The sequence below is a fragment of the Veillonella sp. oral taxon 158 genome, from assembly GCF_018376515.1.
GTDB classification, from domain to species: domain Bacteria; phylum Bacillota; class Negativicutes; order Veillonellales; family Veillonellaceae; genus Veillonella; species Veillonella rogosae.
The window spans coordinates 147,560-170,444 of sequence record NZ_JAHABE010000002.1 but is presented as its reverse complement, the minus strand read 5'-3'; the positions used below and the strand labels follow the sequence as shown (position 1 = coordinate 170,444).

At 42.0% G+C, this 22,885-nt stretch carries 16 protein-coding genes and 1 other RNA gene; 15 read left to right on the top strand and 2 right to left on the bottom strand.

What is annotated here, in order from left to right:
• Positions 1-35 precede the first annotated feature (35 nt).
• The 3 genes from KH364_RS01960 to KH364_RS01950 all read left to right on the top strand — a co-directional run bounded on the left by KH364_RS01960 (position 36) and on the right by KH364_RS01950 (position 4,974).
• Positions 36-1,427, top strand: coding sequence for a cation:dicarboxylase symporter family transporter (locus KH364_RS01960; protein WP_273298260.1), 1,392 nt, complete (start codon positions 36-38; stop codon positions 1,425-1,427).
• A 284-nt stretch (positions 1,428-1,711) separates the two neighbouring features.
• Positions 1,712-3,265, top strand: coding sequence for a nitrite/sulfite reductase (locus tag KH364_RS01955; RefSeq protein WP_273298258.1), 1,554 nt, complete (start codon positions 1,712-1,714; stop codon positions 3,263-3,265).
• 893 nt (positions 3,266-4,158) lie between these two features.
• On the top strand, positions 4,159-4,974 hold the full coding sequence (locus KH364_RS01950) for a nitroreductase family protein (protein ID WP_009352294.1): 816 nt from the start codon (positions 4,159-4,161) through the stop codon (positions 4,972-4,974).
• A 97-nt stretch (positions 4,975-5,071) separates the two neighbouring features.
• Here KH364_RS01950 and KH364_RS01945 read toward each other — a convergent pair whose 3' ends face one another.
• A complete protein-coding gene (locus KH364_RS01945; protein ID WP_273298255.1) occupies positions 5,072-5,890 on the bottom strand; it encodes a MetQ/NlpA family ABC transporter substrate-binding protein in 819 nt (272 codons plus the stop codon).
• 415 nt (positions 5,891-6,305) lie between these two features.
• Between KH364_RS01945 and KH364_RS01940 the strand changes: the two genes are divergently transcribed.
• From KH364_RS01940 to KH364_RS01930, 3 genes are all read left to right on the top strand, one after another.
• A complete protein-coding gene (locus KH364_RS01940; protein WP_273298254.1) occupies positions 6,306-7,472 on the top strand; it encodes an iron-containing alcohol dehydrogenase in 1,167 nt (388 codons plus the stop codon).
• A 241-nt stretch (positions 7,473-7,713) separates the two neighbouring features.
• Positions 7,714-8,379 (top strand): AzlC family ABC transporter permease, encoded by a 666-nt coding sequence (locus KH364_RS01935; RefSeq protein ID WP_043006232.1) that lies wholly within the window; start codon positions 7,714-7,716, stop codon positions 8,377-8,379.
• The gene (locus KH364_RS01930; RefSeq protein WP_273298252.1) at positions 8,372-8,710 is read left to right on the top strand and encodes a branched-chain amino acid transporter permease; all 339 of its coding nucleotides are present in this window, start codon (positions 8,372-8,374) and stop codon (positions 8,708-8,710) included. Before KH364_RS01935 ends, KH364_RS01930 begins: the two co-directional genes overlap by 8 nt.
• A gap of 64 nt (positions 8,711-8,774) precedes the next feature.
• On the opposite strand, the gene KH364_RS01925 is transcribed toward KH364_RS01930, so the two are convergent.
• Positions 8,775-9,626, bottom strand: coding sequence for an aldo/keto reductase (locus KH364_RS01925; RefSeq protein WP_105098164.1), 852 nt, complete (start codon positions 9,624-9,626; stop codon positions 8,775-8,777).
• A 111-nt stretch (positions 9,627-9,737) separates the two neighbouring features.
• Between KH364_RS01925 and KH364_RS01920 the strand changes: the two genes are divergently transcribed.
• The 9 genes from KH364_RS01920 (at position 9,738) to recR (ending at position 22,884) form a co-directional block, all read left to right on the top strand.
• On the top strand, positions 9,738-10,856 hold the full coding sequence (locus KH364_RS01920; protein ID WP_273298249.1) for an efflux RND transporter periplasmic adaptor subunit: 1,119 nt from the start codon (positions 9,738-9,740) through the stop codon (positions 10,854-10,856).
• Between the two features lie 100 nt (positions 10,857-10,956).
• A complete protein-coding gene (locus tag KH364_RS01915) occupies positions 10,957-11,892 on the top strand; it encodes a phosphatidylglycerol lysyltransferase domain-containing protein (RefSeq protein ID WP_273298381.1) in 936 nt (311 codons plus the stop codon).
• 171 nt (positions 11,893-12,063) lie between these two features.
• The gene (locus KH364_RS01910; protein ID WP_273298248.1) at positions 12,064-13,257 is read left to right on the top strand and encodes a GNAT family N-acetyltransferase; all 1,194 of its coding nucleotides are present in this window, start codon (positions 12,064-12,066) and stop codon (positions 13,255-13,257) included.
• A 1-nt stretch (position 13,258) separates the two neighbouring features.
• The gene (locus KH364_RS01905) at positions 13,259-14,125 is read left to right on the top strand and encodes an RluA family pseudouridine synthase (RefSeq protein ID WP_273298246.1); all 867 of its coding nucleotides are present in this window, start codon (positions 13,259-13,261) and stop codon (positions 14,123-14,125) included.
• Positions 14,126-14,392: 267 nt separating this feature from the next.
• Positions 14,393-18,976, top strand: a complete 4,584-nt coding sequence (gene gltB / locus KH364_RS01900) for a glutamate synthase large subunit (protein WP_273298244.1) — start codon at positions 14,393-14,395, stop codon at positions 18,974-18,976.
• 113 nt (positions 18,977-19,089) lie between these two features.
• An RNA gene (gene ffs, locus KH364_RS01895) (signal recognition particle sRNA small type) lies at positions 19,090-19,189 on the top strand.
• A gap of 144 nt (positions 19,190-19,333) precedes the next feature.
• Positions 19,334-21,907, top strand: coding sequence for a DNA polymerase III subunit gamma/tau (dnaX, locus tag KH364_RS01890; RefSeq protein WP_273298242.1), 2,574 nt, complete (start codon positions 19,334-19,336; stop codon positions 21,905-21,907).
• Positions 21,908-21,957: 50 nt separating this feature from the next.
• Positions 21,958-22,287, top strand: a complete 330-nt coding sequence (locus KH364_RS01885) for a YbaB/EbfC family nucleoid-associated protein (protein WP_005385221.1) — start codon at positions 21,958-21,960, stop codon at positions 22,285-22,287.
• The gene (gene recR, locus KH364_RS01880; protein ID WP_004694915.1) at positions 22,288-22,884 is read left to right on the top strand and encodes a recombination mediator RecR; all 597 of its coding nucleotides are present in this window, start codon (positions 22,288-22,290) and stop codon (positions 22,882-22,884) included.
• Position 22,885: the final 1 nt, after the last annotated feature.

Here is a 22,885-nt window from a genome sequence, read left to right as displayed (position 1 = left end):
ACCTATTATTGTGATATGAATTAAAGAGGTGTATTATGAATATTCCATTCTTTACAGATTACCTCATGTTAAGCAATCCACTAAGTATTGGTATTATCGCAGTGTTTGTACTTGCGTTAATTGGTATTTTTGTATTGCAACGCAAGGGCACATCCTTCGGTAATCTCGTTATTATTGGTACTATTGTCGGTGCTATACTTGGTGTAGCAATTCAAGTTATTGCAGGCTTCCCTGATGATCCATCTAAAGTTGTTTATATCAAGGAAAGTACGAAGTGGTTCTCCCTAGTAGGTGGTGGCTTCATCGACTTAATCCGCATGCTTGTTATTCCTATCGTTTTTATCTCCATTGTACACGTTATTTTGCACATGGAAGCAGGTGCTAATCTTAAGAAGTTAGTAGTGGCAATGGTTTCTACAAACCTTGGCATGGTAGCAGTTGCTGCTGTGGTTGGCCTTATCTTAGGTAACGCCTTTGGTTTGGGTCAAGGCTTTGATATCGTCGAATCCGGTAAAAAGATTCGTGAAATTAAACCGATGGTTGATACATTCCGTGCTTTGATTCCAAGCAACCCAATTCAAGCGGCTGCTGAAACAAATGTTATCGGTATCGTGGTGTTCGCTATTATCTTAGGTAGCGTAGCTCGTCTATTAAAACAAACTGGCACAAACTCCATGGAGATTTTTACTAAACTGTTTGATGAGCTTCACCAATTGATCTCTTGGGTAGCAGACTTCATCATTGGCCTTATGCCATACGGTGTAGTTGCATTGTTAGCTTCTACATTGGCAACTCGTGGCCTACAAGCTATCCTTGATATGGGCTTATTCGTAGTATTACTTTACGTTGGTATCTTGATTATGTTCGTTGTTCAAGCTATCTTGATTGCTAGCTTTGGTTACAACCCGATTACATACTTCAAGAAAGCGAAAGCTCCATTATTGTTGGCTTTCACATCCCGTTCCTCTATGGGCGTATTGCCGTTAACTGTTGAAACATTGACAAAACGTCTTGGCGTAAATGCAACAACTGCTAATACAGTAGCATCCTTCGGTACTACTGCAGGCATGCAAGGTTGTGCCGGCGTATTCCCAGCACTTGTTGTAGTGTACATTTCTAACGTAGCGAATATTCCATTCGATATGACTATGTACATCATGAGTGTTATCGTTATCGCAATCGGTTCCGTTGGTATCGCAGGCGTTCCTGGTACTGCTACAATGGCTGCATCCGTATCTCTTAGTGGTACAGGCCTTGGTGCGTACTTCACATCTATCAGTCCGATCCTTGCTATCGATCCATTGATCGACATGGGCCGTACATGCTTGAACGTATCCGGTTCCTTAACAAATGCTCTCGTAGTAGATAAAATCATGGGTACTATCGATAAAGAGGCTTATAATAACCCTAACGAAGGTCGCGTATAATCCTCAAGTGTAGGATATGACCTGAACTAGTTAATCTAGTACCGTTACTATAATTTCAGAACTTAACATAAGAGAACAGCTTTCGGGCTGTTCTTTTTTGTCTTTAATGTTCTAGAGATAATGATTTTAAAAGTAATAATTATTACAGATTGTAAATTATAGTATTAGTATTTGGCATTTAAATTTGTGAGCTTAGCTATAAACATACCTATTCGTGTATGGTATACTAACCATTACAAAGTTATGAATTATGCTTAATAGATATAAGCCAAGAGGGTAATAATATGATTACACAAGAGTTGAAAGATCGATTAATTGCAGATTATCCAAAGTTTGAAGATATGACGCATAAGTTTTATAAAAAAGAAATGTCTATCGCAGATTATAAAGGTGAATCTGGTGCGTTTGGTAGCTACGCGGAACGGGGTGCTAACTCTAGTATGAGCCGTTGGCGTTTTAATGGAGGCCGCATGACGCGTGAGCATATGCAGTTTTTGGCGGAATCAATTCGTAAATACAATTTACAGCATGTGCACTTTACGACTGGTCAATGTTTACAAATGCATGGTCTTGATGGTGATACAATACTAAATCTTTTTAAAGAGTGTCATGAACATGGTATTTATAATCGTGGTGCTGGTGGTGATAACCCTAATGTGGTGGCCAGTATTCTAAGGGGCATTGATCCTCGAGAAACCCTAGATATTACACCTTATGCGGCGGCTATTAGCGAGTTCCTTATGGAGCAAATATTTTATATCAAGCTTCCACGTAAATTTAAAATGGCTATCGACAATGGTTTTGACAGTACGCCGCACACTACGTTTAAAGATCTTGGGTTTAATTTAACTAAACATAATACCTTTGATGTCTATGCTTGCGGTGGACTAGGACCAAACCCTCGCATGGGTATTCCTGTGGCTCACGATGTGCAACCTGAGGATGTATTGTATTATGTGAAAGCTATGCTTATGGTATTTGCTAATCACGGTAATTTCAAGAACCGTGGTAAAGCTCGTACACGTTACATGCCGGCTGAAATGGGTGGAGCCGAAGCTTTCATCAAAACCTATGAAGAAACCTTGGCTATGGTAAAAGAGGTAGAACAGCTAAGGATAAATCCTGCTGATTACGCCTATGAAATTACAAAAACGGGTAAACGCGACGACTCTGTGGTGAACCATCGTATTTATCGTCAAAAACAAGAAGGCCTTTACTATGTGGAATACCATCCAGTCGGTGGTGATGCAAACGTTGAACATCTCTTATCTGCTCTTGATTATGCAGTGACATTAGACCAAGTTGAAGCTCGTATTGCACCTGATCAATCACTGTATTTCATCAATCTCACCGCTGATGAAGCACGTAAGATCGCAGACTTGACAGATGATAGTGCTATCAATGAATTCCGTCGTTCCGTATCCTGTGTAGGTTCTACGGTATGCCAAATCGGGATTCAAGACTCCAATGGTCTATTAAAAGCAATCTTTACACACCTTGAAGCGAAGGGTGTAGATACCAGAAAACTCCCTCGTTTACACATCTCTGGATGTCCGCACTCTTGTGGTACACACCAAATTGGTGAAATTGGATTCCACGGCTCTGTTAAACTAGTAGATAAAAAGCCTACTACATCCTTTATGCTAGTTGATGGCGGATCCGAACACATGGGATCTGAAAACTTTGGCAAAATGGCAGGGCATATCGTGGCTACAAAAATCCCTGAATTTATGGAAGCACTAGCCAATAAACTAAACGAAGCCCCAGAACCTGACTTTGGGACCTGGAGACTGACACACAAAGGGGAATACATGGAACTTATAAAAGCATTTGAGTAAATGCTTTCTCCGCTTGTGATGGGGCCCCACCATATAAGCTGTAGTTAAGTCGTTTGCTATGGGGCCCCGTTTCATCACGACAACTCAATTAAAAATAAAACTAGGTATCTCCTTGCTCCGTCCTTCGTAAAGTCGCTGCAGAAATACCTAGTTTTATTTTTATAACACCTGCTGTTAACCAGTCCCATAGCAAGCGACTAATAGCCCACCATATATTGCTGATTCCCCCATCACAAGCTACATCTGATATTTACTCAATCTGCTTTTGGTGGGGCGGGGGAAGCTTTTAGAAAACTAGGTATCTCCTTGCTCCGTTCTTCGCAAAGTCGCTGCATAGGGAACTCTTTTTATTATTTGAGCGCCTGCTATTAACTAGTCCCATCACAAGCTACATCTGACATTTACTTAATATGCTTTTGTGGGGCGCGGGAAAGAACGCTAAGTAGTTTTGACTAAATTAGCCTTAAAACTAACCTGCGGACTAGCCGCAGGCTAGTTTCTCCCAAATGGAGGGCGTGGCGCCACTACTATAAAGTTTATTATGATGTGTAAAACCATGGTGTTTTCCGAGTTTTATTTTAGTGATTAATTGTAATGGAGCTAGGCTAGTTTTATAGATAGATTATACTGGCCTTTGGGATGGGACACCTTTATAAGTAACGTGATAAAAAAGTAAGTATACACTTGTGCAGCGACATTGCGAAGAACGGAGCAAGCAAGTGTATACTTACTTTTTTTACCAAGTTGTACTAACGAAACGGGGCCCCATCCAAAAGGCAAATGTAGAAACAGGGATTAGCTCCATTACAATTAGACTAATTGGTTAAAACTAGATATCATATGATTTTGTGTGTTATAATAACCTTTATAGTAGTTTTTGGAGGATTTATCAGATGTTATTTACCGTCAATACAGAAGTCTGTACACGATGCGGCCTTTGCGTAGCTGACTGTCCGACAGGATTGCTGGTGATGTCCGATGATGGGCCTATAACTGGCAAGGGAGGTTGTATCTCTTGTGGGCATTGTATTTCCGTATGTCCCACACTTGCTCTCGACAGCGACTTGACACCGCGTAAGGAGCAAATCGATATTACACAGGAGCCTAAGTTAACGCCAGAGCAAGCTGAGTTGTTTTTACGCAGTCGTCGCTCTATTCGTAACTATCAAAATAAACCAGTTCCTGCTGAGCTCATTCGCAAAGTGTTAAACGTTGCAAGAATGGCGCCAACAGCAACTAATACACAAGGTATTTCGTATATCGTAGTACGTGACAAACAAAAATTGCGTCGCATTGCTGATCTCGTTCTTGAGTGGATGCACTTAGCTGCAAAAACAGCACCTATCATGCGTCTGTATGCTCGTGCTGCTCAAGCGGAAGTAGATAAAGGCAAGGAATACATCTTGCGCGATGCGCCAGCTCTCGTAGTTGCAATCGGTTCTAAAAAAGATATTCATCGCACTCATGATAGCGGGCACTCTTGCTTGTCTTATGCAGAGCTTTATGCACCAACTTTAGGTCTTGGTACTTGTTGGGCAGGCTTCTTTGAACATGCAGGCGAAGCAGAATACGAACCATTGTTGGAGCTTTTAGGTGTACCAGAGGATAAGATTATCGCTGGTGCCATCTTGATGGGCTATCCACGCGTTCGTTATCGCAATATCGTGGAACGTCAACCACTAGATGTTACCTTCGATACGGAAGAATAAAATAAAAGCGATACTCTAAATTGATTAGGGTATCGCTTTTTGGCATTATAAATAAAAGAACCGACCTCTAGTTTGATAGAGATCGGTTCTTGTTTATTTAGTTTGCAGATGTAATGGTACCTTTGAAAGTATCATTGATGAATTGTTTGATGGCATCAGATTTGTAGATGTCTGCAATTTTTTTGTATGTTTCGTTGTCTTTGTCTTGTTCACGAACAGCAAGGATCATAACCGCTAAAGGCTCATCTTTAGGTTCTAAGAAGAAACCTTGTTTCTCTACGTTAAGACCAGCGCTTTGAACGTAGTTCATAGGAATCGCTGCTACTACAACGTCATCTAGGCTACGAGGCAATTGAGCTGCTTCTAACTCTTGGATTTGAAGATTTTTAGGGTTAGATGTAATATCTGCTACAGTTGCTTTGAAGCCAACGCCATCTTTCAAAGTAATAAGACCTGCTTTAGCAAGTAGTGCAAGACCACGACCACCATTAGTTGGGTCATTAGGAATCGCTACGATGGAGCCTTCTGGAACGTCAGCCGCACTGCGTACAGAGTTACTGTATAAACCCATTGGCATCAAAATAGTTTTGCCAATAGCTACTAATTTGGAACCGTTTTGTTTGTTAAAGTTTTCCATGAATGGTACGTGTTGATACGCATTTAATTGAATGTCACCATCAGCGAGAGCTTTATCTGGTGTTACATAATCGGAGAACTCTACTACTTTAAGGTCGATACCTTGTTTTTTAGCCTCTTTGGCAACTGCTTCAGCTACTTGAGCATGAGGTCCTGCAGTAGCACCGATTTTTACTTCTTTAGGCGTTTGGCCTGCTTGATTAGTATTGTTGCCGCAACCAGCGATGGCGAATGCAAGTACACCAACGAGGAGAGGGGCAATAAATTTTTTTAATTTCATAATAACATCCCTTTCTACAACATATGTAATGTAAATATCCTATCATGTGAGTTGGATTTTGTATATAGAGAAATACATATGAGTTAGCTATAGATTAAAGTTATATATCTTAGCATGTAATTAGCACGTAAATTATGTAATTAACACATAAATTATGTAATTAACACATAAATTATGATACCGATACTTATAGCTTGCTAAATATAAATATGTAATTATAATAATAGTTTTTAGCATATCTAAAAATATCGAAAAATGGTATAATATAATCAATAAGTTTTATACAACTTAATTTAAATGTTACAGTTTAATATATACATTATAATTTAGTATTACAATTACAATTACAATTACAATTTAATATAAGTATTACAATTAATTTAACTGTGGATCTAGGTCTATATAGGAGGCTACCATGTTTAACTTTGATTTTTATAATCCAACCCATATCGTATTCGGTAAAGACCGTTTAGATGAATTAGATACATTGGTACCAAAGGATGCAAAGGTGCTTATTACCTATGGTGGAGGCTCTGCAGTGCGTAGTGGCCTTATTGATCGTATTGTGAAAGTCCTTGGCAACCGCAAGGTAGAACAATTTGGCGGTATTGAGCCAAACCCATCTCTTGAAACGTGTGAACGTGCGGTAGTTTTCATTAAAGAACATGGTGTAGATTTCGTTCTCGCTGTAGGCGGCGGTTCTGTAGTAGATGCTACAAAACTTATCGTTATGGGCGCTACTTATGATGGTCCTGTCATTGAAGTTATGAAAGCTGGTGTACCAGCGGTTCCAGTGGAAATGGTGCCAAATCCATTACCATTTGGTACAGTGATGACTCTACCTGCCACAGGTTCTGAAATGAACAATGGTGCAGTTATTACTTATGGTGACGGAAAATTCCCTGTATTCAGTAGCTTAGTATTCCCTAAGTTTTCCATGCTTGATCCAACATTGACTTTCACATTGCCTGAAAAACAAGTTAAGAATGGCGTTATTGATACCTTTGTGCATACCACAGAGCAATATTTAACATATCCTGTAGAGGGCCGTATTCAAGACCGCTTCAGTGAAGGTATTTTAAAAACTATGATTGAAATCGGCAAAGAAACGGTAGAAAATCCAGAAAACTACGATATTCGTGCTAATCACGTGTTGGCTTCTACCTTGGCATTAAACGGGTTGATTGGTGCAGGTGTGCCACAAGACTGGGCAACACATCTTATCGGTCATGAGTTAACTGCGGCGTACCATCTTGACCATGGAATTACATTAGCTATCGTATTGCCTGCATTGTTAGAAGTGAAAAAAGCAGACAAGCTTGAAAAATTGGCACAATATGCTACACGTGTATGGCATATTACAGAAGGTACAACAGAAGAAAAAGCAGATAAGGCTATCGCTAAAACGCGTGAATTCTTCGAGTCCCTTGGCGTATCTACGCATTTGAAAGACTATGGTCTTGGCGAAGAAGCAGTTGATAAAATTGTGAAACAATTAGAAGACCATGGTATGACTCGACTTGGTGAAAAAGGCGATGTAACACCAGAAGTAGCTCGTGAAATTTTAACGCGCGCTTTATAATATATTTGATTAAAGCCATCAAAATTTGACACTAATTATATACAATGTATAATATAATAGCTTACATAAAAGACACCATATGGTGTCTTTTATTGTTGTTCAAATTAGTTTTATCGTCTAGAAGAGGACTAAGATTAGTTTTGACTATCGTTTACATAATATATAATGTATGATTTCGAAAGGAGAAAATCCTTTGAGTGAAATAAAACATCGAAGTGCCTTTTCTTTTGCGCTTCCTATTATGATTCCTATGGGGCTCAGCTTCTTCTTCCTTGGATTAGGTTTTGGCTTGTATGCTACCAGTCAGGGATTGCCTTGGTGGACAGCCCCTGTTTTGGCTAGTACAATTTTTGCAGGCTCTATGGAGTTCGTAACTATTGGGCTACTGATGGCAGGCTTTGATCCTGTAAATGCTTTTATGCTGACTTTATTTGTTAATGGACGCCATTTTTTCTATGGTTTATCTGCATTACAGAGATATGTGAATATGGGGTGGAAATGGTTTCCTACCGTTGCCTGGATGTGTGACGAAAGCTTTGCAATTAATGTATCTACGAAGTTGCCCGATGATGTGGATGAAAAATGGTTCTACTTCCATGTATCGTGGCTTAATTATACCTTTTGGGTGGTGAGTACCTTTGTAGGGGGATTGTTTGGTGATTTATTAGCATCTGTAGATTTGCGTGGTATTGGTTTTGTATTACCTGGCTTATTTATTGTTATATTCCTTGAAATGTTATTTAATGCTAAGAGTAATAATATTCGAGGCTTTGGTGCTGTTGGAGCAGTTGTAGCCCTAGCCATGCTTCTGTTGACGGGAAAATCCTTGTTTATGCTTGCCTCTATGGGGTGTATGCTCATAGTATGTTATATTGCGTATAAGTGGGGAGGTGTACATCTTGACTAGTTTTGAAATGGTCATTACCGTAGCTATTGTCGTAGCAGCTACATTACTTACACGTTTCTCCGCTTTTCTTATTTTTCCACCTGGTAAAAAGGCACCAGATTTTGTACAGTATTTAGGTAAGGCATTGCCTGCAGCTGTTATGGGTATGCTTGTTGTATATACCTTTAAAGATACAATTGTGCTTTCCTATCCTTATGGCATTCCAGAACTTATTGCTTTATTAGTAACCGTTGGCATGCACCTATGGAAGCGAAATATGTTCATGTCTATTGGGGCAGGCACTGTAGTGTATATGATACTTATACAAGCCGTCTTTAATGTGACTAAATAAATTACAATAAAATAAACCACTTATATCTAACCTTTTTAGGCAGAGATATAAGTGGTTTTCTTTTTTATCTTAGTTGTAATAATCTTTCTAGACCTGGTGCGGTGTGGTGATCTTCCAAGAAGTCTTGTTGATCTAATAATTCCATAACGTCCATGTCGATGTTAGTAAGCTTGAAGTCGAATACATCAAAGTTAGCTTCCATATGGCTTACGGTATTTGCCTTTGGCAATGGAATGATGCCTCGTTGGATATGCCAACGTAAGATGATTTGGTGTTTTGTGACACCGTATTTTTCAGCCAAGCTTTTAATGATCGGGTGGTCGAAAATCGGTTGGCGATCACGAGTAAATGGAGACCACGCCATGCCTACTACTTGATGTTTACGCATTAATTGTAATAAGGACTGACGTTGGTTAAACGGGTGGCACTCGATTTGGTTCACCACAGGTTTTACATTACAGTGGTATAGCAAGTCGATGAGGCGATCTTCGTAAAAGTTAGAGAGACCTAGACCACGCAATACGTTTTGGTCGTATAACTCCTCCATAGCACGCCATGAGCCGTAGTAATCGCCCAAAGGTTGGTGTACGAGCATGATGTCGATATAATTAGTGTCTAATTTTTTTAGAGAGCTTTCAACAGCGCGCATCGTATTATCATAGCCTGCATCGGTGTGCCAAATTTTTGTAGTAATAATGATATCTGTACGATTAACGCCAGATGCTTTGATACCTCGACCAACTGCTTCTTCATTGCCGTAGTAAGCGGCTGTATCGAGCAAGCGGTAACCTACGCCAAGCGCATTAGCAACGGCTTGCTCCGTTTCTCCTTCGGAGCCTGTTTTATAAGTGCCATAACCGATAGAAGGAATAAAGCTGCCGTTGTTTAATATTCTAAAGTCCATCCGTTCTTCCATGAGAACCTCCGTTATATCCATAAATTAAAGAAATTAGCTTTCATACAATTCTAATTGATTTTATGATATACTAAGGTATTGATAAAAATCAATATGATAGGAAGTGACAGAATGAAAATCAATCGTTTATGTTCTGTAATTGCTATGCTTAGTGTTATGATAATGGTGCTGGCCATTGCCGGTTGCGGTACAAAAATCGTATCCGTTACTGACGTAACATACAAGGATATGCCGTTGCAGATACATAATGATGCCAATGTAACAGCCCTTAACAAGGCGACAGTAACGCCGACCTTAACAGGGCAGGTCGTATATGCTGTGAAAGTAGGCGACCAAGTACAGCAAGGCCAAACCTTGGCAACTGTAGATACAGCGGCTTTACAACAACAGCTGGCATCCTTACAAGGTCAGTTAGCGCAAGCTCAATCGCAATCATATGCGACATCTGTGACGACTACGACGGCGCCGTCCGTAGATAGTGCTCAATTAGCACAGGCACAGAAAATGCGCGAAGCGGGCATGATTACACAAAAAGAATATGATCGCATTGTGGAACGATCTCAACCTCAAACTACGACAGTAACAACTGGCGGTGGTGGCGGTGGCGCTAATGTAGCAGCCATCGAAGCACAAATCGCTCAAGTATCGGCACAAATGGCTGCATCCACAATTGTAGCTCCTATAGCAGGTACGGTGACGGCTATTTATAACGAAGACCGTCAAATGGCGATTGCAGATCGTCCGTTTATGATGATACAACAAACCACACCGATGGTAGCATCTCTCAGCATCCCTCGTGATGCGGCGATGAAACTCGGCACACCGGAGGCAAAAAATGGCATGAAAGTGCTCCTCAAGGTGGCTGAACAAGAATTACCAGGTGAATTAACTTATGTAGATATTACGCAACCTGAAACTGTGCCTAGCGTATTGGTGAAAGCAACTTTCAACAATGACAAAGGCCTCATTAAGGCTGGCGAATTCTATACACTCGTTATAGAATCTAACGTGAAAGCAAAAATGTTGACCGTACCGTCTAAGGCGGTTCGTGAAAATTCTGACGGCAAATATGTCTATGTATTGACTGAAAATAATACAGTGGACGTACGCGTCGTAGAGGTAGGCATCACAGAAGGTGATGAAGTAGCTATTATTTCTGGTCTAAACGCAGGTGACAAGGTTATCACAACTGATGGAACCTTTGTGTTAGGCGAATCTGTAAAATTGTAATTACGAACCGTAAGGTTCTATATTAAAGTTTTAATATATGTTTAATGCATGATGGCAAGAAAACTTTCACACACTGTGAAAGCAACCTCGTAAGAGGAATCTGATAGGAGGGATTATTATTTTAGAATTTAAACGTTTTGAATTAAGAGACAAACCATTAATCGATAGGTATTTTGAACAACATCATTATGAAGCATCTGATAACTGTTTCACTACATTGTTCATGTGGCAAGATCCGTACGGTATCCGTTGGGCTGAAGAAAATGGCGTGTTGTACATTCAAGGTGGCGGTAAGCGTGAACCATTCCTATTGCCTCCGTTTGCTGGTAAAGATGCAAAATTCCTTGATGGTTTATTGCGCGCTAAAGAATGGTTCGTAGAAAATAAATTGCCATTCCGTTTTAAAGGTGTTAGCAAAGCTGTTAAAGAGCGTATGGAAGACCTTTGTCCTGGTCGCTATGAGTTCACCCCTGACCGCGATAACTACGAATACATTTACAAGTCTGAAGATCTTATCAATTTGTCCGGTAAGAAATTCCGTCAAAAGAAAAACCATTTGAACCAATTCCGCATGCAATATTCCAATTATGAGTACTTGCCAATTACGGAAGATATCATTCCATTATGTCGCGAAACAGCAGCATCTTGGGTTGAGACTCACCACGAAGAAGGTATCGAAGACGAATTAGTAGCAATCAATTTGTTGTTCGATAACTGGGACGCACTAGGCCTTAAAGGCGGCGCCATTAAATTGTTTGGCCGTGTGGAAGCTTTCAGTATTGGTGAAATCTTAAATGATAGAATTGCTTTGATTCATATTGAAAAAGCAAATCCAGATATTCGCGGTTTGTACCAAGCGATTAATAATGAATTCATTCGTCATGAATTTAGCGAAGTCGAATTCATCAACCGTGAAGAAGATATGGGATTACCTGGCCTTCGTCAAGCAAAGGAATCTTACAACCCAGATCACTTTGCTGAAAAATATGACGCAGTATATGCTAACGAAGCAGATAATGCGACAGGCGGTAAATAAAAATTTGAGCTATGAAGTCGATGTGCTTCATAGCTCATTTTGTTATAATAGAAGTGTTAGCCTATCTATTTGTATGTAAATTGCGTATCATCATGGCGATGCGATGCGATGCGATGCGATGCGATGCGATGCGATAGATAGAGGCCTTTATGATATAACGAGGACATAATTATGGAATTTAGAATTGCAACGGCTCAAGATACGCCACATGTGGAAAATCTATGGGCGTACTGCTTTGAACCTAAGGAAGATCCATTCTTCCAATATTATTTTACAAATTGCTATGAACCAGAACATACAATGGTTGGTCTAGAACAAGACCAGTTGTTAAGTACAGTTCATTTGCGTCAATATAATCTTAATGTACGCGGTGCCGTACTGCCTACAAGTTATATGGTAGGTGTTGCTACACATCCGGCAGCACGCCGTGGTGGTGTAGGTGGTGCGTTGTTGACTGCTACATTAGAGGAACTTCGTAAGCGCGGTCAAGCCATGACGATTTTGATGCCCTCTAAAGCGGCTTTTTACCAACAATATGGTTGGGAACTCTATGCTCATCAATGGGTGAACACCATGTCTCTTGAAGACTTGCGCCCTATGACGGATAAATCTTTGAGCTTTGGCTTGCTTAATAGCGTAGACCAATGGACATTGCTAGATCCAGTATATAAAGCGTATACAGCGCGTTTATCTGGTTATGCAGAGCGCGGTGAAAAAGAATGGAAACGCTTGCTTGGCAGCTTCTTTGCAGAAGGTGTAAACATCGCTGTTGTGCGCAATGATGAAAGTATTATCGAAGGGTATGCTGTATATCGTTTAGGCCAACCTGAAATCCCTGTTTCTGAATTGGTGTATACTACACGCCGTGCACAACGGGCATTGCTCAATTACTTCTATAATCATCGCTCCCAAGGCACTTCTATCCGTTGGAATGAAGGTCTTCACGATACATACTATCGTTTCTATCCAGATGGTAGAAGTGGACATGCCACTATGCCGTATATGATGAGTCGTATTGTCGATGTGAAAGCGGCTCTTGAAGCGATTCCTGTAAATCCAGAGGCGTTGATGATGCCTATTACTTTGACCTTTGGCGTTAAAGATAGCCTTTGTGCATGGAATGAAGGTCGCTACGAAGTACAATATGGCGGTGCATTGACGCCAACTGTTAAGAAAGTATCTGATACGCTTGAAGGTGAAGTAGATCTTACTGTTGAAGTGGGCGCTTTGAGCCAACTTTTGATGGGCACATTAACAGCACGGGATCTTGCCTTTGAAGGTAAACTTTCAGTCGGGGAAGAATGGTTAGATTATTTCGATATCCTCTATCCTGAACAAAAAACATATATTAACGAGTGGTGGTAATATGAGCTGGAAAACGTATACGGTAAAAGAACCGACAGAATTAACGGTCTCTAAATATGTAAAGGAACGGTTTTCTCTATCCTCTCGGGATATTCAAATGATGTTCCGTAAGAAACGGGTAAAAGTAAATAGCCGTGTAGCCCATTCTCAGCGTTCCCTCAAAAAAGGTGATATCTTAACATTGGAACTGCCACAAGATAAGGATTATGGCGTAGATGTAGAAAAGGGGCCTATTACCGTTCTCTACGAAGATGCTCATACCTTGGTGGTTAATAAGGATCCTTTTATGCTCGTTCATCCAGCAGGCCAAACAAAGTCTTGTACATTGAGCAACTATGTGGCAGGTTATTATGCGAAAAAGGGCGTAGTTCATAAGGTGCGCCCTGTGCATCGCCTTGACCGCGACACATCTGGTTGTATTCTCTTTGGTAAAACAAAGGAAGCTCAGCAATATTACACTGATGAATTACAAGCTGGTCGTATCGACCGTATCTACACAGGCTTAGTAGAAGGCTGTATTAACGAAGATGGCGTAGTTGATGAACCTATTGGTGTTGATCCAGTATTTGATAATCGCCGTGTCATCGATGAATTTGGTCAACCGGCACAAACGGAATATACCGTTCTTCGTCATGATGGGGATCATACTTTACTGCGATTTAAATTGCTCACAGGTCGAACTCATCAAATTCGTGTACACATGGAGCACATTGGATATCCTATCGTTGGCGACGCTATGTATGGCACACGTAACAAACCTTATACACGTCAATGCTTGCATGCATCGGAATTAACCTTTGTGCCTTATGGAATGGACGAAGCGATTACGGTCACTTGTGAAGCAGGAGAGAACTTTGGTCGAGAATAAGGACTGTTAATTTTGGCTGTATCCGTGTATACAAAAAACAATAGTGATAAAAATGCATAGTCTATGCATCAAAAGCATAGACTATGTTTTTTTTATATTTTCAATTCACAGAGGACAGGTGTATACTATGCGTAGACATAAAATTCTATAGACTATAAAGTTTATGATTTTATTATGAAATAGTTTGTTAGTTATACTTTCACCAAGCCCGAACGGAACGATGCCGCAGCGCTTGGGATGATCAAGTGATATGAAGGAGTGCATGTTATGGATATGAATCAGAGCACAATCGAGCAACAACGTCTAGATCAAGCTAGACTCGAAGCCAATGGTATGTACAGTAGCCAATTTGAAAAGGATGCGTGCGGCATGGGCTTTGTCGTTAATATTAAAGGTAAAAAATCCCATGATATTATCGATGACGGTTTGCGTATTTTAGAGCGTCTTGAGCACCGTGGTGGTGCAGGCGCCGATAAGGACACAGGGGATGGTGCCGGTATTTTGGTACAAATTCCACATGAGTTCTTTAAGCGCGAATGCGAAGTGCTTGGCATTAACTTGCCTTCCGTTGGTGATTACGGTGTAGGTATGGTCTTTGCCCATAAATATGAAAGTCTCCGTAACGAGCAAAAACGCATTTTTGAAGAGGTTGTTCGCGAAGAAGGCCAAGTTGTTCTCGGCTGGCGTGAAGTACCAGTTGATGGTACAAAGGTTGGTCAAGAGGCGGCTGCCATTCGCCCTTGGATGATTCAAATCCTCATCGGTAAAGGTCCAGATGTAACGAATAATAAAGAATTCGAACGTAAATTGTACATCATCCGTAAATTGGCGGAAAAACGCATCATTCCGTTGAGCAAGGAATTATCTAGCGATTTTTATATCGCATCTTTGTCATCTAAAACAATCGTATATAAAGGTATGTTAACACCTGGTCAATTGCGTGACTTCTACCTTGATTTGAGCGACCTTGATTTTACATCTGCATTGGCTATGGTTCATTCCCGTTTCAGTACGAATACATTCCCAAGTTGGGCTCGGGCGCATCCTAACCGTTTCTTAGTGCATAATGGTGAAATCAACACTATCCGCGGTAACGTAAACTGGATCAATGCTCGTGAAGGTAAAGCAGAATCTCCATTATTCCCAGATATTAAAAAAGTATTCCCTGTAGTAGATGACAGCGGTTCTGACTCCGCTATGTTCGACAACACTTTGGAATTCTTGCACATGACAGGTCGTTCCTTGCCTCATGCGATTATGATGATGATTCCTGAACCTTGGGAGCGCAATAATCTCATGAGTCAAGAAAAACATGACTTCTATGAGTTCAATAGCTTCATGATGGAACCATGGGATGGGCCTGCGGCTATGGGCTTCACTGATGGTACTGTTATCGGTGGCGTACTTGACCGTAATGGTTTGCGTCCTGCTCGTTATTATGTAACGACTGATGACCGCGTTATCATGGCCTCTGAGGTGGGTGTAGTAAACGAAAATGCTGAAAATATTCGCGCTAAAGGTCGTCTAGAACCAGGCAAAATGCTACTCATCGATACAGAGGAACAACGTATTATCTCTGACGAGGAAATCAAGCAACGCGTTGCCACTGATTTGCCATATGATGAATGGGTAAAAGAACATGTTATCCACTTGTCTGAAATTACGCAAGCTGATGAAAGCGATATTCCAAAAGTAGAAGATTTGTTCAAAAAGCAACAAGCCTTTGGTTATACTCAAGAAGATCTTGTGCGTATGATCGTACCTATGGCAAAGGATGGTAAAGATCCTGTAGGCGCTATGGGTGCCGATGCTCCACTTGCTATCTTGTCCGATAAACCACAGTTGTTATATAGCTACTTCAAGCAAATGTTCGCCCAAGTAACAAATCCTCCAATCGACTCCATTCGGGAGGAAATGGTTACATCTACGCGCGTTATGCTTGGTAACTCTGGTAACTTAACAGATCCAAACAAAGCCGGTACTTATGCGTTATCCATGCGTACACCAATTCTTACAAACCAAGAGTTGGCATCTATCAAGGCTCTTGACTGCCGTCGCATGAAATCCGTTACATTGCCAATCCTCTTCGATCCAAGTAAGGGCGCTGAAGGCTTGCGTGATGCATTAAATGAATTATGTGAAAAAGCAGAAGAGGCAGCACGTACAGAACAAAATGTATTGATTTTATCCGACCGTGGCGTCGATGAAAATCATGCACCAATTCCAGCATTGTTGGCTGTAGCGGCTGTTCATAATCACTTGATCAATAAAGTGCTGCGCACAGAAATCGGTCTTATTCTCGAATCTGGTGAGCCACGCGAAGTTCATCACTTCTGTACATTAATTGGTTATGGTGTAACAGCTATCAACCCATACTTAGCACTTGAAACAGTACGCGATTTACAAGCTCGTAAACGCCTGGGCGATATTACGGTTGAAGAAGCAGAAAAGAACTACATCAAAGCAGCTGTAGGCGGCATCATGAAGGTTATGTCCAAAATGGGGATTTCCACAGTTCGCTCCTACCATGGCGCACAAATCTTTGAAGCTTTGGGCTTGAATACTAACTTCATCAACAAGTTCTTCGTAAATACGCCAACACGTATCGGTGGTATCGGTCTTGGTGGTGTAGCACACGAAGCATTAGCTCGTTATGAACGTGCTTTCAAATCCGACGAAACTGTACTCGAACCAGGCGGTTGGTATGGTCCTGTAAAAGACGGGGAAGAGCATTTGTTTAACCCTAAGACGATTGATTTGTTACAAGAATCCCTTATCAATGGCGACTATGCTAAATATAAAGAGTATTCTAAAGCTATTCGCAATGATTACCACGTTACATTGCGTTCCTTGATGGAATTGAACTACCCAGTAGGTGGCGGCATTCCTATTGAAGAGGTTGAATCTGAAGAATCTATCGTAAAACGCTTTAAAGCGGGTGCTATGAGTTATGGTGCCATCAGTAAAGAGGCGCATGAAGCGATTGCTATCGCTATGAACCGCCTCGGCTCTACATCTAACTCTGGTGAAGGCGGCGAAGATGTAGCTCGCTTCAAACCATTGCCAAACGGCGATAGCCTAAACTCCGAAGTAAAACAGATCGCCTCTGGTCGTTTTGGTGTAACTGCGAACTACCTCATCCACGCAAAAGAATTGCAAATTAAATGTGCTCAAGGTGCTAAACCAGGTGAAGGTGGTCAATTGCCAGGTAAAAAGGTGTACCCTGAAATCGCCAAAGCACGTCACTCTACTCCAGGGGTTGAGCTCGTATCTCCACCACCTCATCACGATATTTACTCCATCGAAGATTTGGCTGAGTTGATTTACGATTTGAAATGCGTCAATAAAGATGCACGTATTTCCGTTAAATTAACCTCTGAAGCTGGCGTTGGTACTATCGCTGCTGGCGTTGCGAAAGCAAAAGCAGACAATATCTTGATCTCTGGTTACGACGGTGGTACAGGTGCGGCAGGCCGTACGTCTGTAAAACACGCTGGGGTGCCTTGGGAATTAGGTTTGTCCGAAACGCATCAAACATTGATGCTCAACAGATTGCGTGACCGCGTTCAATTAGAAGTAGACTCCAAGTTGATGACCGGTTTCGACGTAGCAGTAGCAGCTATGCTAGGTGCTGAGCTGTTCGGCTTCGGTACATTGCCACTCGTTGCAGTAGGCTGTAAAATGGCTCGTGTATGTAACCTTAACACGTGTCCTTATGGCGTAGCTACACAAGATGAAAAATTGCGTGCCCGCTTTACAGGTAAACCTGAGTATGTAGAAAATTTGATGATCTTCATCGCTCGTGAGTTGCGCGAAATCATGGCTCGCTTAGGTATTCGCTCTGTAGCTGAACTCGTTGGCCGTATCGACCTCGTTCGTCAAAAATCTCAAGACGATAACTTCAAATTGTCTCGCGTTGACCTTAAACGCGTTTTGTTCCGTCCATACATCGACTCCTCTGTAGGTCACATGCACACTGTTGACCAAGATCACGAATTGGAACGCACATTGGATATGTCCAAACTCTTGCGTATGTGTCGTCCTGCTATTGAGGATCAAAAACCTATTCGCGCTAAATTGGCTATTACAAACATTAACCGTGTTGTAGGTACTTTGGTTGGCTCTGAGGTGACTCGTCGTTATGGTGAAAGCGGCTTGCCAGATAACACAATCAAGTTGAATTTTGAAGGCTCTGCAGGCCAATCCTTCGGTGCTTTCATTCCTAAAGGCATGACATTAGAACTCGAAGGGGATGCGAACGATTACCTCGGTAAAGGTTTGTCCGGTGGTACTATCACTGTATATCCTCCTAAAGATTCTATCTTTGAAGCTGACGAAAATATCCTTATCGGTAACGTTGCCTTCTATGGCGCTACTTCTGGTACATCTTACATCAACGGTGTAGCCGGTGAACGTTTCGCCGTTCGTAATAGTGGTATTACTGCTGTTGTTGAAGGTGTAGGCGATCATGGTTGTGAATACATGACAGGTGGCGAAGTTCTTGTACTCGGTAAAATTGGTCGTAACTTCGCGGCAGGTATGTCCGGTGGCTATGCGTATATCCTCGATTGTGATGAACGCTATGTAAATACAGGCCTCGTAGAATTACGTCCTGCTAATAATGATGACCTTAAACGCATTAAAGAATTAGTAGAACAACACGTATTGCACACTAATTCCGCTAAAGGCCGTCACATCCTTGAAAACTGGAATAACTTTGTAAATAGATTTACAAAAGTTGTACCTGTAGCATATGAAGAAATGCATGCTGCTATTGAACGCTATAAAGAACAAGGTTTATCCTTGGAAGAAGCACAATTAGCTGCATTCAAAGAAAAATATGCAAAATAATTTCTAATCTAACTGAATATCCTTTAGATAAGACATATGAAATGCCTCTATAGCTTTGACTATAGAGGCATTTTCGTGTATAATATTTGTATTGCAATATTGGATCATGGCAGTTCTCGGGCCCGTGCAATGGGGGCCTGTGAATCGTGTCAGGACTGAGAGGTAGCAGCACTAAGCGGTAACCTTCATGTGCCACGGGGAACCCGGGGGCTGTCGTGATCGAATATTGCAAGGCGGCCTGAGGGGCCGCTTTTTTTATGTCTAATTTAGAATACATGGCACTTTATTAAGGAAGTCAGATTTTCCTGAATATGGTATAATAAAGTATTGTAATTTTCGGAAAAAGGGGGTGTTCCAATGGCATATATTGCGTTATATCGTAAGTATCGTCCACAGACGTTTACCGATGTGGTTGGTCAGCATCAGGTATCGGATACATTGATGCGTGCTATCCGCGAGGATAAGGTGGCTCATGCGTATTTGTTTGCTGGTCCGCGAGGGACTGGTAAGACGAGTATGGCCAAGATTTTCGCGCGCGCTATCAACTGCGAGCATGGGCCAACGGATCATCCGTGTAACGAGTGTAGTGCTTGTAAATCGATTTTGAGCGGTCAGTCCATGGACGTTCTTGAAATTGACGCCGCATCCAATCGTGGTATCGATGAGGTGCGTGCCCTTCGTGAAAGCGTCAAATTCATGCCTGTTGAAGGCCGTAAAAAGGTGTTCATCATCGACGAAGCCCACATGCTCACAACTGAGGCGTGGAATGCGCTTTTAAAAACTATCGAAGAGCCACCGGCTCACGTTATGTTTATCTTTGCTACCACAGAAATTGAAAAATTGCCTGTTACTATTGTGTCTCGTTGTCAGCGCTATACCTTCAGACGAATTACGTCTGATGATATCGCACAGCGTTTATCCTATGTAGCGGAAAAGGAAGGCTTTGGATTAGATCCTGCAGCAGCACAGCTCATCGCTGTTCATGCAGACGGCGGTTTGCGCGATGCGTTGAGTATCTTAGACCAATGTGCCGGTATGGCAACAGGTACTATTACGCCGCAAGTAGTAGAAGAACTCATCGGTCTTGTTAGTAAGGAATGGATTATTCATTTCCTTGATGCGTTGCGCAACGGGGATGGGCCCAAATTGTTGTCCTATATCCACGATGCCTTAGCAGAAGGTCGTGATGCGACGCAGATTATGGAAGCCCTCATTCAGCACGTACGGGCCTTGCTAGTTGGTAAGGTCGCACCTGATGCGGACGAGCTCAAGGTATATGATGCCTTTAAGGCTGAGTTTCTAGCTCAAGCTGAAAGCATCGATTTTAATGAGCTTAATCAATATGTGCGCAGTGCTCAATCCATCATGAATGATGCAAAACAGGTGGATAATCCACGAACTATCATTGAAATGGGCCTTTTAGTACTTTGTGCTAAATTAGGCTCTGTTGATGAAAGCTTAGAAGACCGTGTGTATGCATTAGAGTCTTCAGAACGATCTGAACGCAACGATTTATTGAACCGCATGGCTCAATTAGAGCAACGCGGTCCAGCTGTCGCAACTGCACCTGCTTACGGTGCCAATGCCTTTGGCCCGCCTGGTGGTTATGCTAATAACTTTGTTCCTGTTGATAATGTGGCTGTTGTATCAGATGCTCCATCAAGTTATAGTCAAAATGCTACGGTTGGTACAGTGCCACCTCCAAGTGGCGTAGGCGTGACACCACCACCTACTAATGTAGGCATGACACCTCCACCGCTGGGAGCGCCTGGTAGCACACCACCTCCTATGAATGGAGTGGGTATGGCTCCGCCTCCAATGGGCGGTATTGGTATGACGCCACCAAGTACAAGCAGTGCACCAGAACGACCTGCTAGAAATCAAGCCAAAGGTCGTGGTAAAAAAGGTATTAGTACGCAAGCTATCATTAGTGATCAAATCTTGTCGGCTCAAGAGTATCGCAATGTACAGTCCAATGTCATTAAATACTTGAAGGACAGCAATCGCAATATGACCTCTACTGTAATTGGACAAGGTCAGCTTGTATACGTAGATCAAAGCAAGGCTGTTATGGCCTTTAAAAATACATTGCATCTCAATGTAATGACCAACGAAGTAAACTTAGCAGAAGCGGCAGATGCTTTCACCTATACACTGGGCTATCCGGTACATGTAGAAATCGTTGATGCCCTCACACAAGTTTACAAAGACTATAAAAAGGCCTCTGGTAGTACGACGCAGCGTCAAGTAAAAGCGCCGCAACGACCGCAAGAGCCAATGGTGGATGTACATACAACATCTGGGGCACAACCGACACAGATGGACTTAACAAATTCGTCCTCTTCGCAAGTCGCTAGCTATGCACAAGAGGCAAACGAAAAGAGTGCTCAAGTTGGCTCTACAACTGATGAGCAACCAAGTAAGCCTGATTCCGCAGCGGTAGATGCGGCAAAGGCCGCAGCATTAGCCTTCTTAGCGAAGAAGACGGGTGATGTTGCTGTAAGTGCCACAACTGGTGCTGATATTCCAGTTCATTCCTTTGATGATGTGCCTGTAGAGGATATGGAGGAATCTTACGTATCATCTTTAGATGATATACCACCACACCCATTAGACAGCGTCACTGTTATCAGTGAAGATGGGGAAGTCTTAGAACGCCCTATGGATAGCGGTGCACATATCGAGGTAGAAGCTGTCCCAAAGTCTAATGGGGGCGAACAGCAACAGGGAACCCCACACAGTGATAGTAATGCTATGCTTTCACAAGCACCTATAGTGCTCGCACCTATCGATAGTGTGACGGTTGCTCGTGAATATGCATGGAACCCAGCAAATATGACGGAAGAGGAGCGAAATAATCCTCTTTTGGCAGAAACATTAGAGAAACTATCTGAAGATCACGACATCATCGTTGAGGTCATCGAAGAATAAATCAATTAGAATATTAGTATAGGACGTAGATCCTAAAAGGAGGAATTACAATGTTTGGTAAAGGTATGGGCAATATGGCTGGCATGATGAAAAAAGTTCAAAAAATGCAAGCAGATATGAAGAAAATGCAAGAAGAATTAAAAACTCGTACAGTAGAGGCTTCCGTTGGTGGCGGTGCTGTAACAGTTGTAATGAACGGTGAAAAAATCATCGAGTCCTTGAAATTGAACCCATCTGCAGTAGATCCTGAAGACGTGGAAATGTTAGAAGATTTAGTAATGGCTGCTGTCAACGAAGCTAGCAAAAAAGTAGATGACCTTTTGGCTCAAGAAATGGGCAAAGTAACTGGTGGTCTTAATTTGCCAACAGGTTTATTCTAAATGACAAACGCTTTAGAACGGCTCGTAGAGCAGTTGCGCCGCTTGCCGGGTATAGGCTCCAAGTCGGCTAGACGCTTGGCCTATCATTTGGTAGAAATGCCGAAGGAAGAGGTAGACCGTCTCGTGGAAACCATCGTAGAAGCGAAGGGGGCTACGCGTCACTGTTCTATTTGCTTTAACTTATCAGCTCAAGACCCTTGTGAATTCTGTAGCAATCCAAACCGGGATCAAACGACGATTATGGTCGTTGAAACATCTCGCGATGTTATTGCTATCGAGCGCAGTGGTGACTATAAGGGCTTATATCACGTATTAGAAGGTGCTTTGTCCCCTATGGAGGGGATCGGTGCTGACGATATTCGCGTAAAAGAATTGATTGCTCGCCTTCGTGATGGTGTCGTACAAGAGGTTATCCTCGCTACTGACCCAGACGTAGAAGGGGAAGCGACAGCTCTCTATTTGGCGCGCTTGTTAAGCCCAAGTGGCATTAAGGTAACGCGTATTGCCCGCGGTGTTCCTGTGGGTGGCGATATCGAATATGCTGATGAATTAACATTAGGCGGTGCCGTAGTAAACCGCCAAGAAATGAAAGGATAAT

Excerpts from the sequence above, each read along its gene's own strand:
- KH364_RS01960 (WP_273298260.1), top strand. The coding sequence starts at position 36 with ATGAATATTCCATTCTTTACAGATTACCTCATGTTAAGCAATCCACTA.
- KH364_RS01955 (WP_273298258.1), top strand. The coding sequence starts at position 1,712 with ATGATTACACAAGAGTTGAAAGATCGATTAATTGCAGATTATCCAAAG.
- KH364_RS01950 (WP_009352294.1), top strand. The coding sequence starts at position 4,159 with ATGTTATTTACCGTCAATACAGAAGTCTGTACACGATGCGGCCTTTGC.
- KH364_RS01945 (WP_273298255.1), bottom strand. The coding sequence starts at position 5,890 with ATGAAATTAAAAAAATTTATTGCCCCTCTCCTCGTTGGTGTACTTGCA.
- KH364_RS01940 (WP_273298254.1), top strand. The coding sequence starts at position 6,306 with ATGTTTAACTTTGATTTTTATAATCCAACCCATATCGTATTCGGTAAA.
- KH364_RS01935 (WP_043006232.1), top strand. The coding sequence starts at position 7,714 with ATGATTCCTATGGGGCTCAGCTTCTTCTTCCTTGGATTAGGTTTTGGC.
- KH364_RS01925 (WP_105098164.1), bottom strand. The coding sequence starts at position 9,626 with ATGGAAGAACGGATGGACTTTAGAATATTAAACAACGGCAGCTTTATT.
- KH364_RS01920 (WP_273298249.1), top strand. The coding sequence starts at position 9,738 with ATGAAAATCAATCGTTTATGTTCTGTAATTGCTATGCTTAGTGTTATG.
- KH364_RS01910 (WP_273298248.1), top strand. The coding sequence starts at position 12,064 with ATGGAATTTAGAATTGCAACGGCTCAAGATACGCCACATGTGGAAAAT.
- KH364_RS01905 (WP_273298246.1), top strand. The coding sequence starts at position 13,259 with ATGAGCTGGAAAACGTATACGGTAAAAGAACCGACAGAATTAACGGTC.
- gltB (WP_273298244.1), top strand. The coding sequence starts at position 14,393 with ATGGATATGAATCAGAGCACAATCGAGCAACAACGTCTAGATCAAGCT.
- dnaX (WP_273298242.1), top strand. The coding sequence starts at position 19,334 with ATGGCATATATTGCGTTATATCGTAAGTATCGTCCACAGACGTTTACC.
- KH364_RS01885 (WP_005385221.1), top strand. The coding sequence starts at position 21,958 with ATGTTTGGTAAAGGTATGGGCAATATGGCTGGCATGATGAAAAAAGTT.
- recR (WP_004694915.1), top strand. The coding sequence starts at position 22,288 with ATGACAAACGCTTTAGAACGGCTCGTAGAGCAGTTGCGCCGCTTGCCG.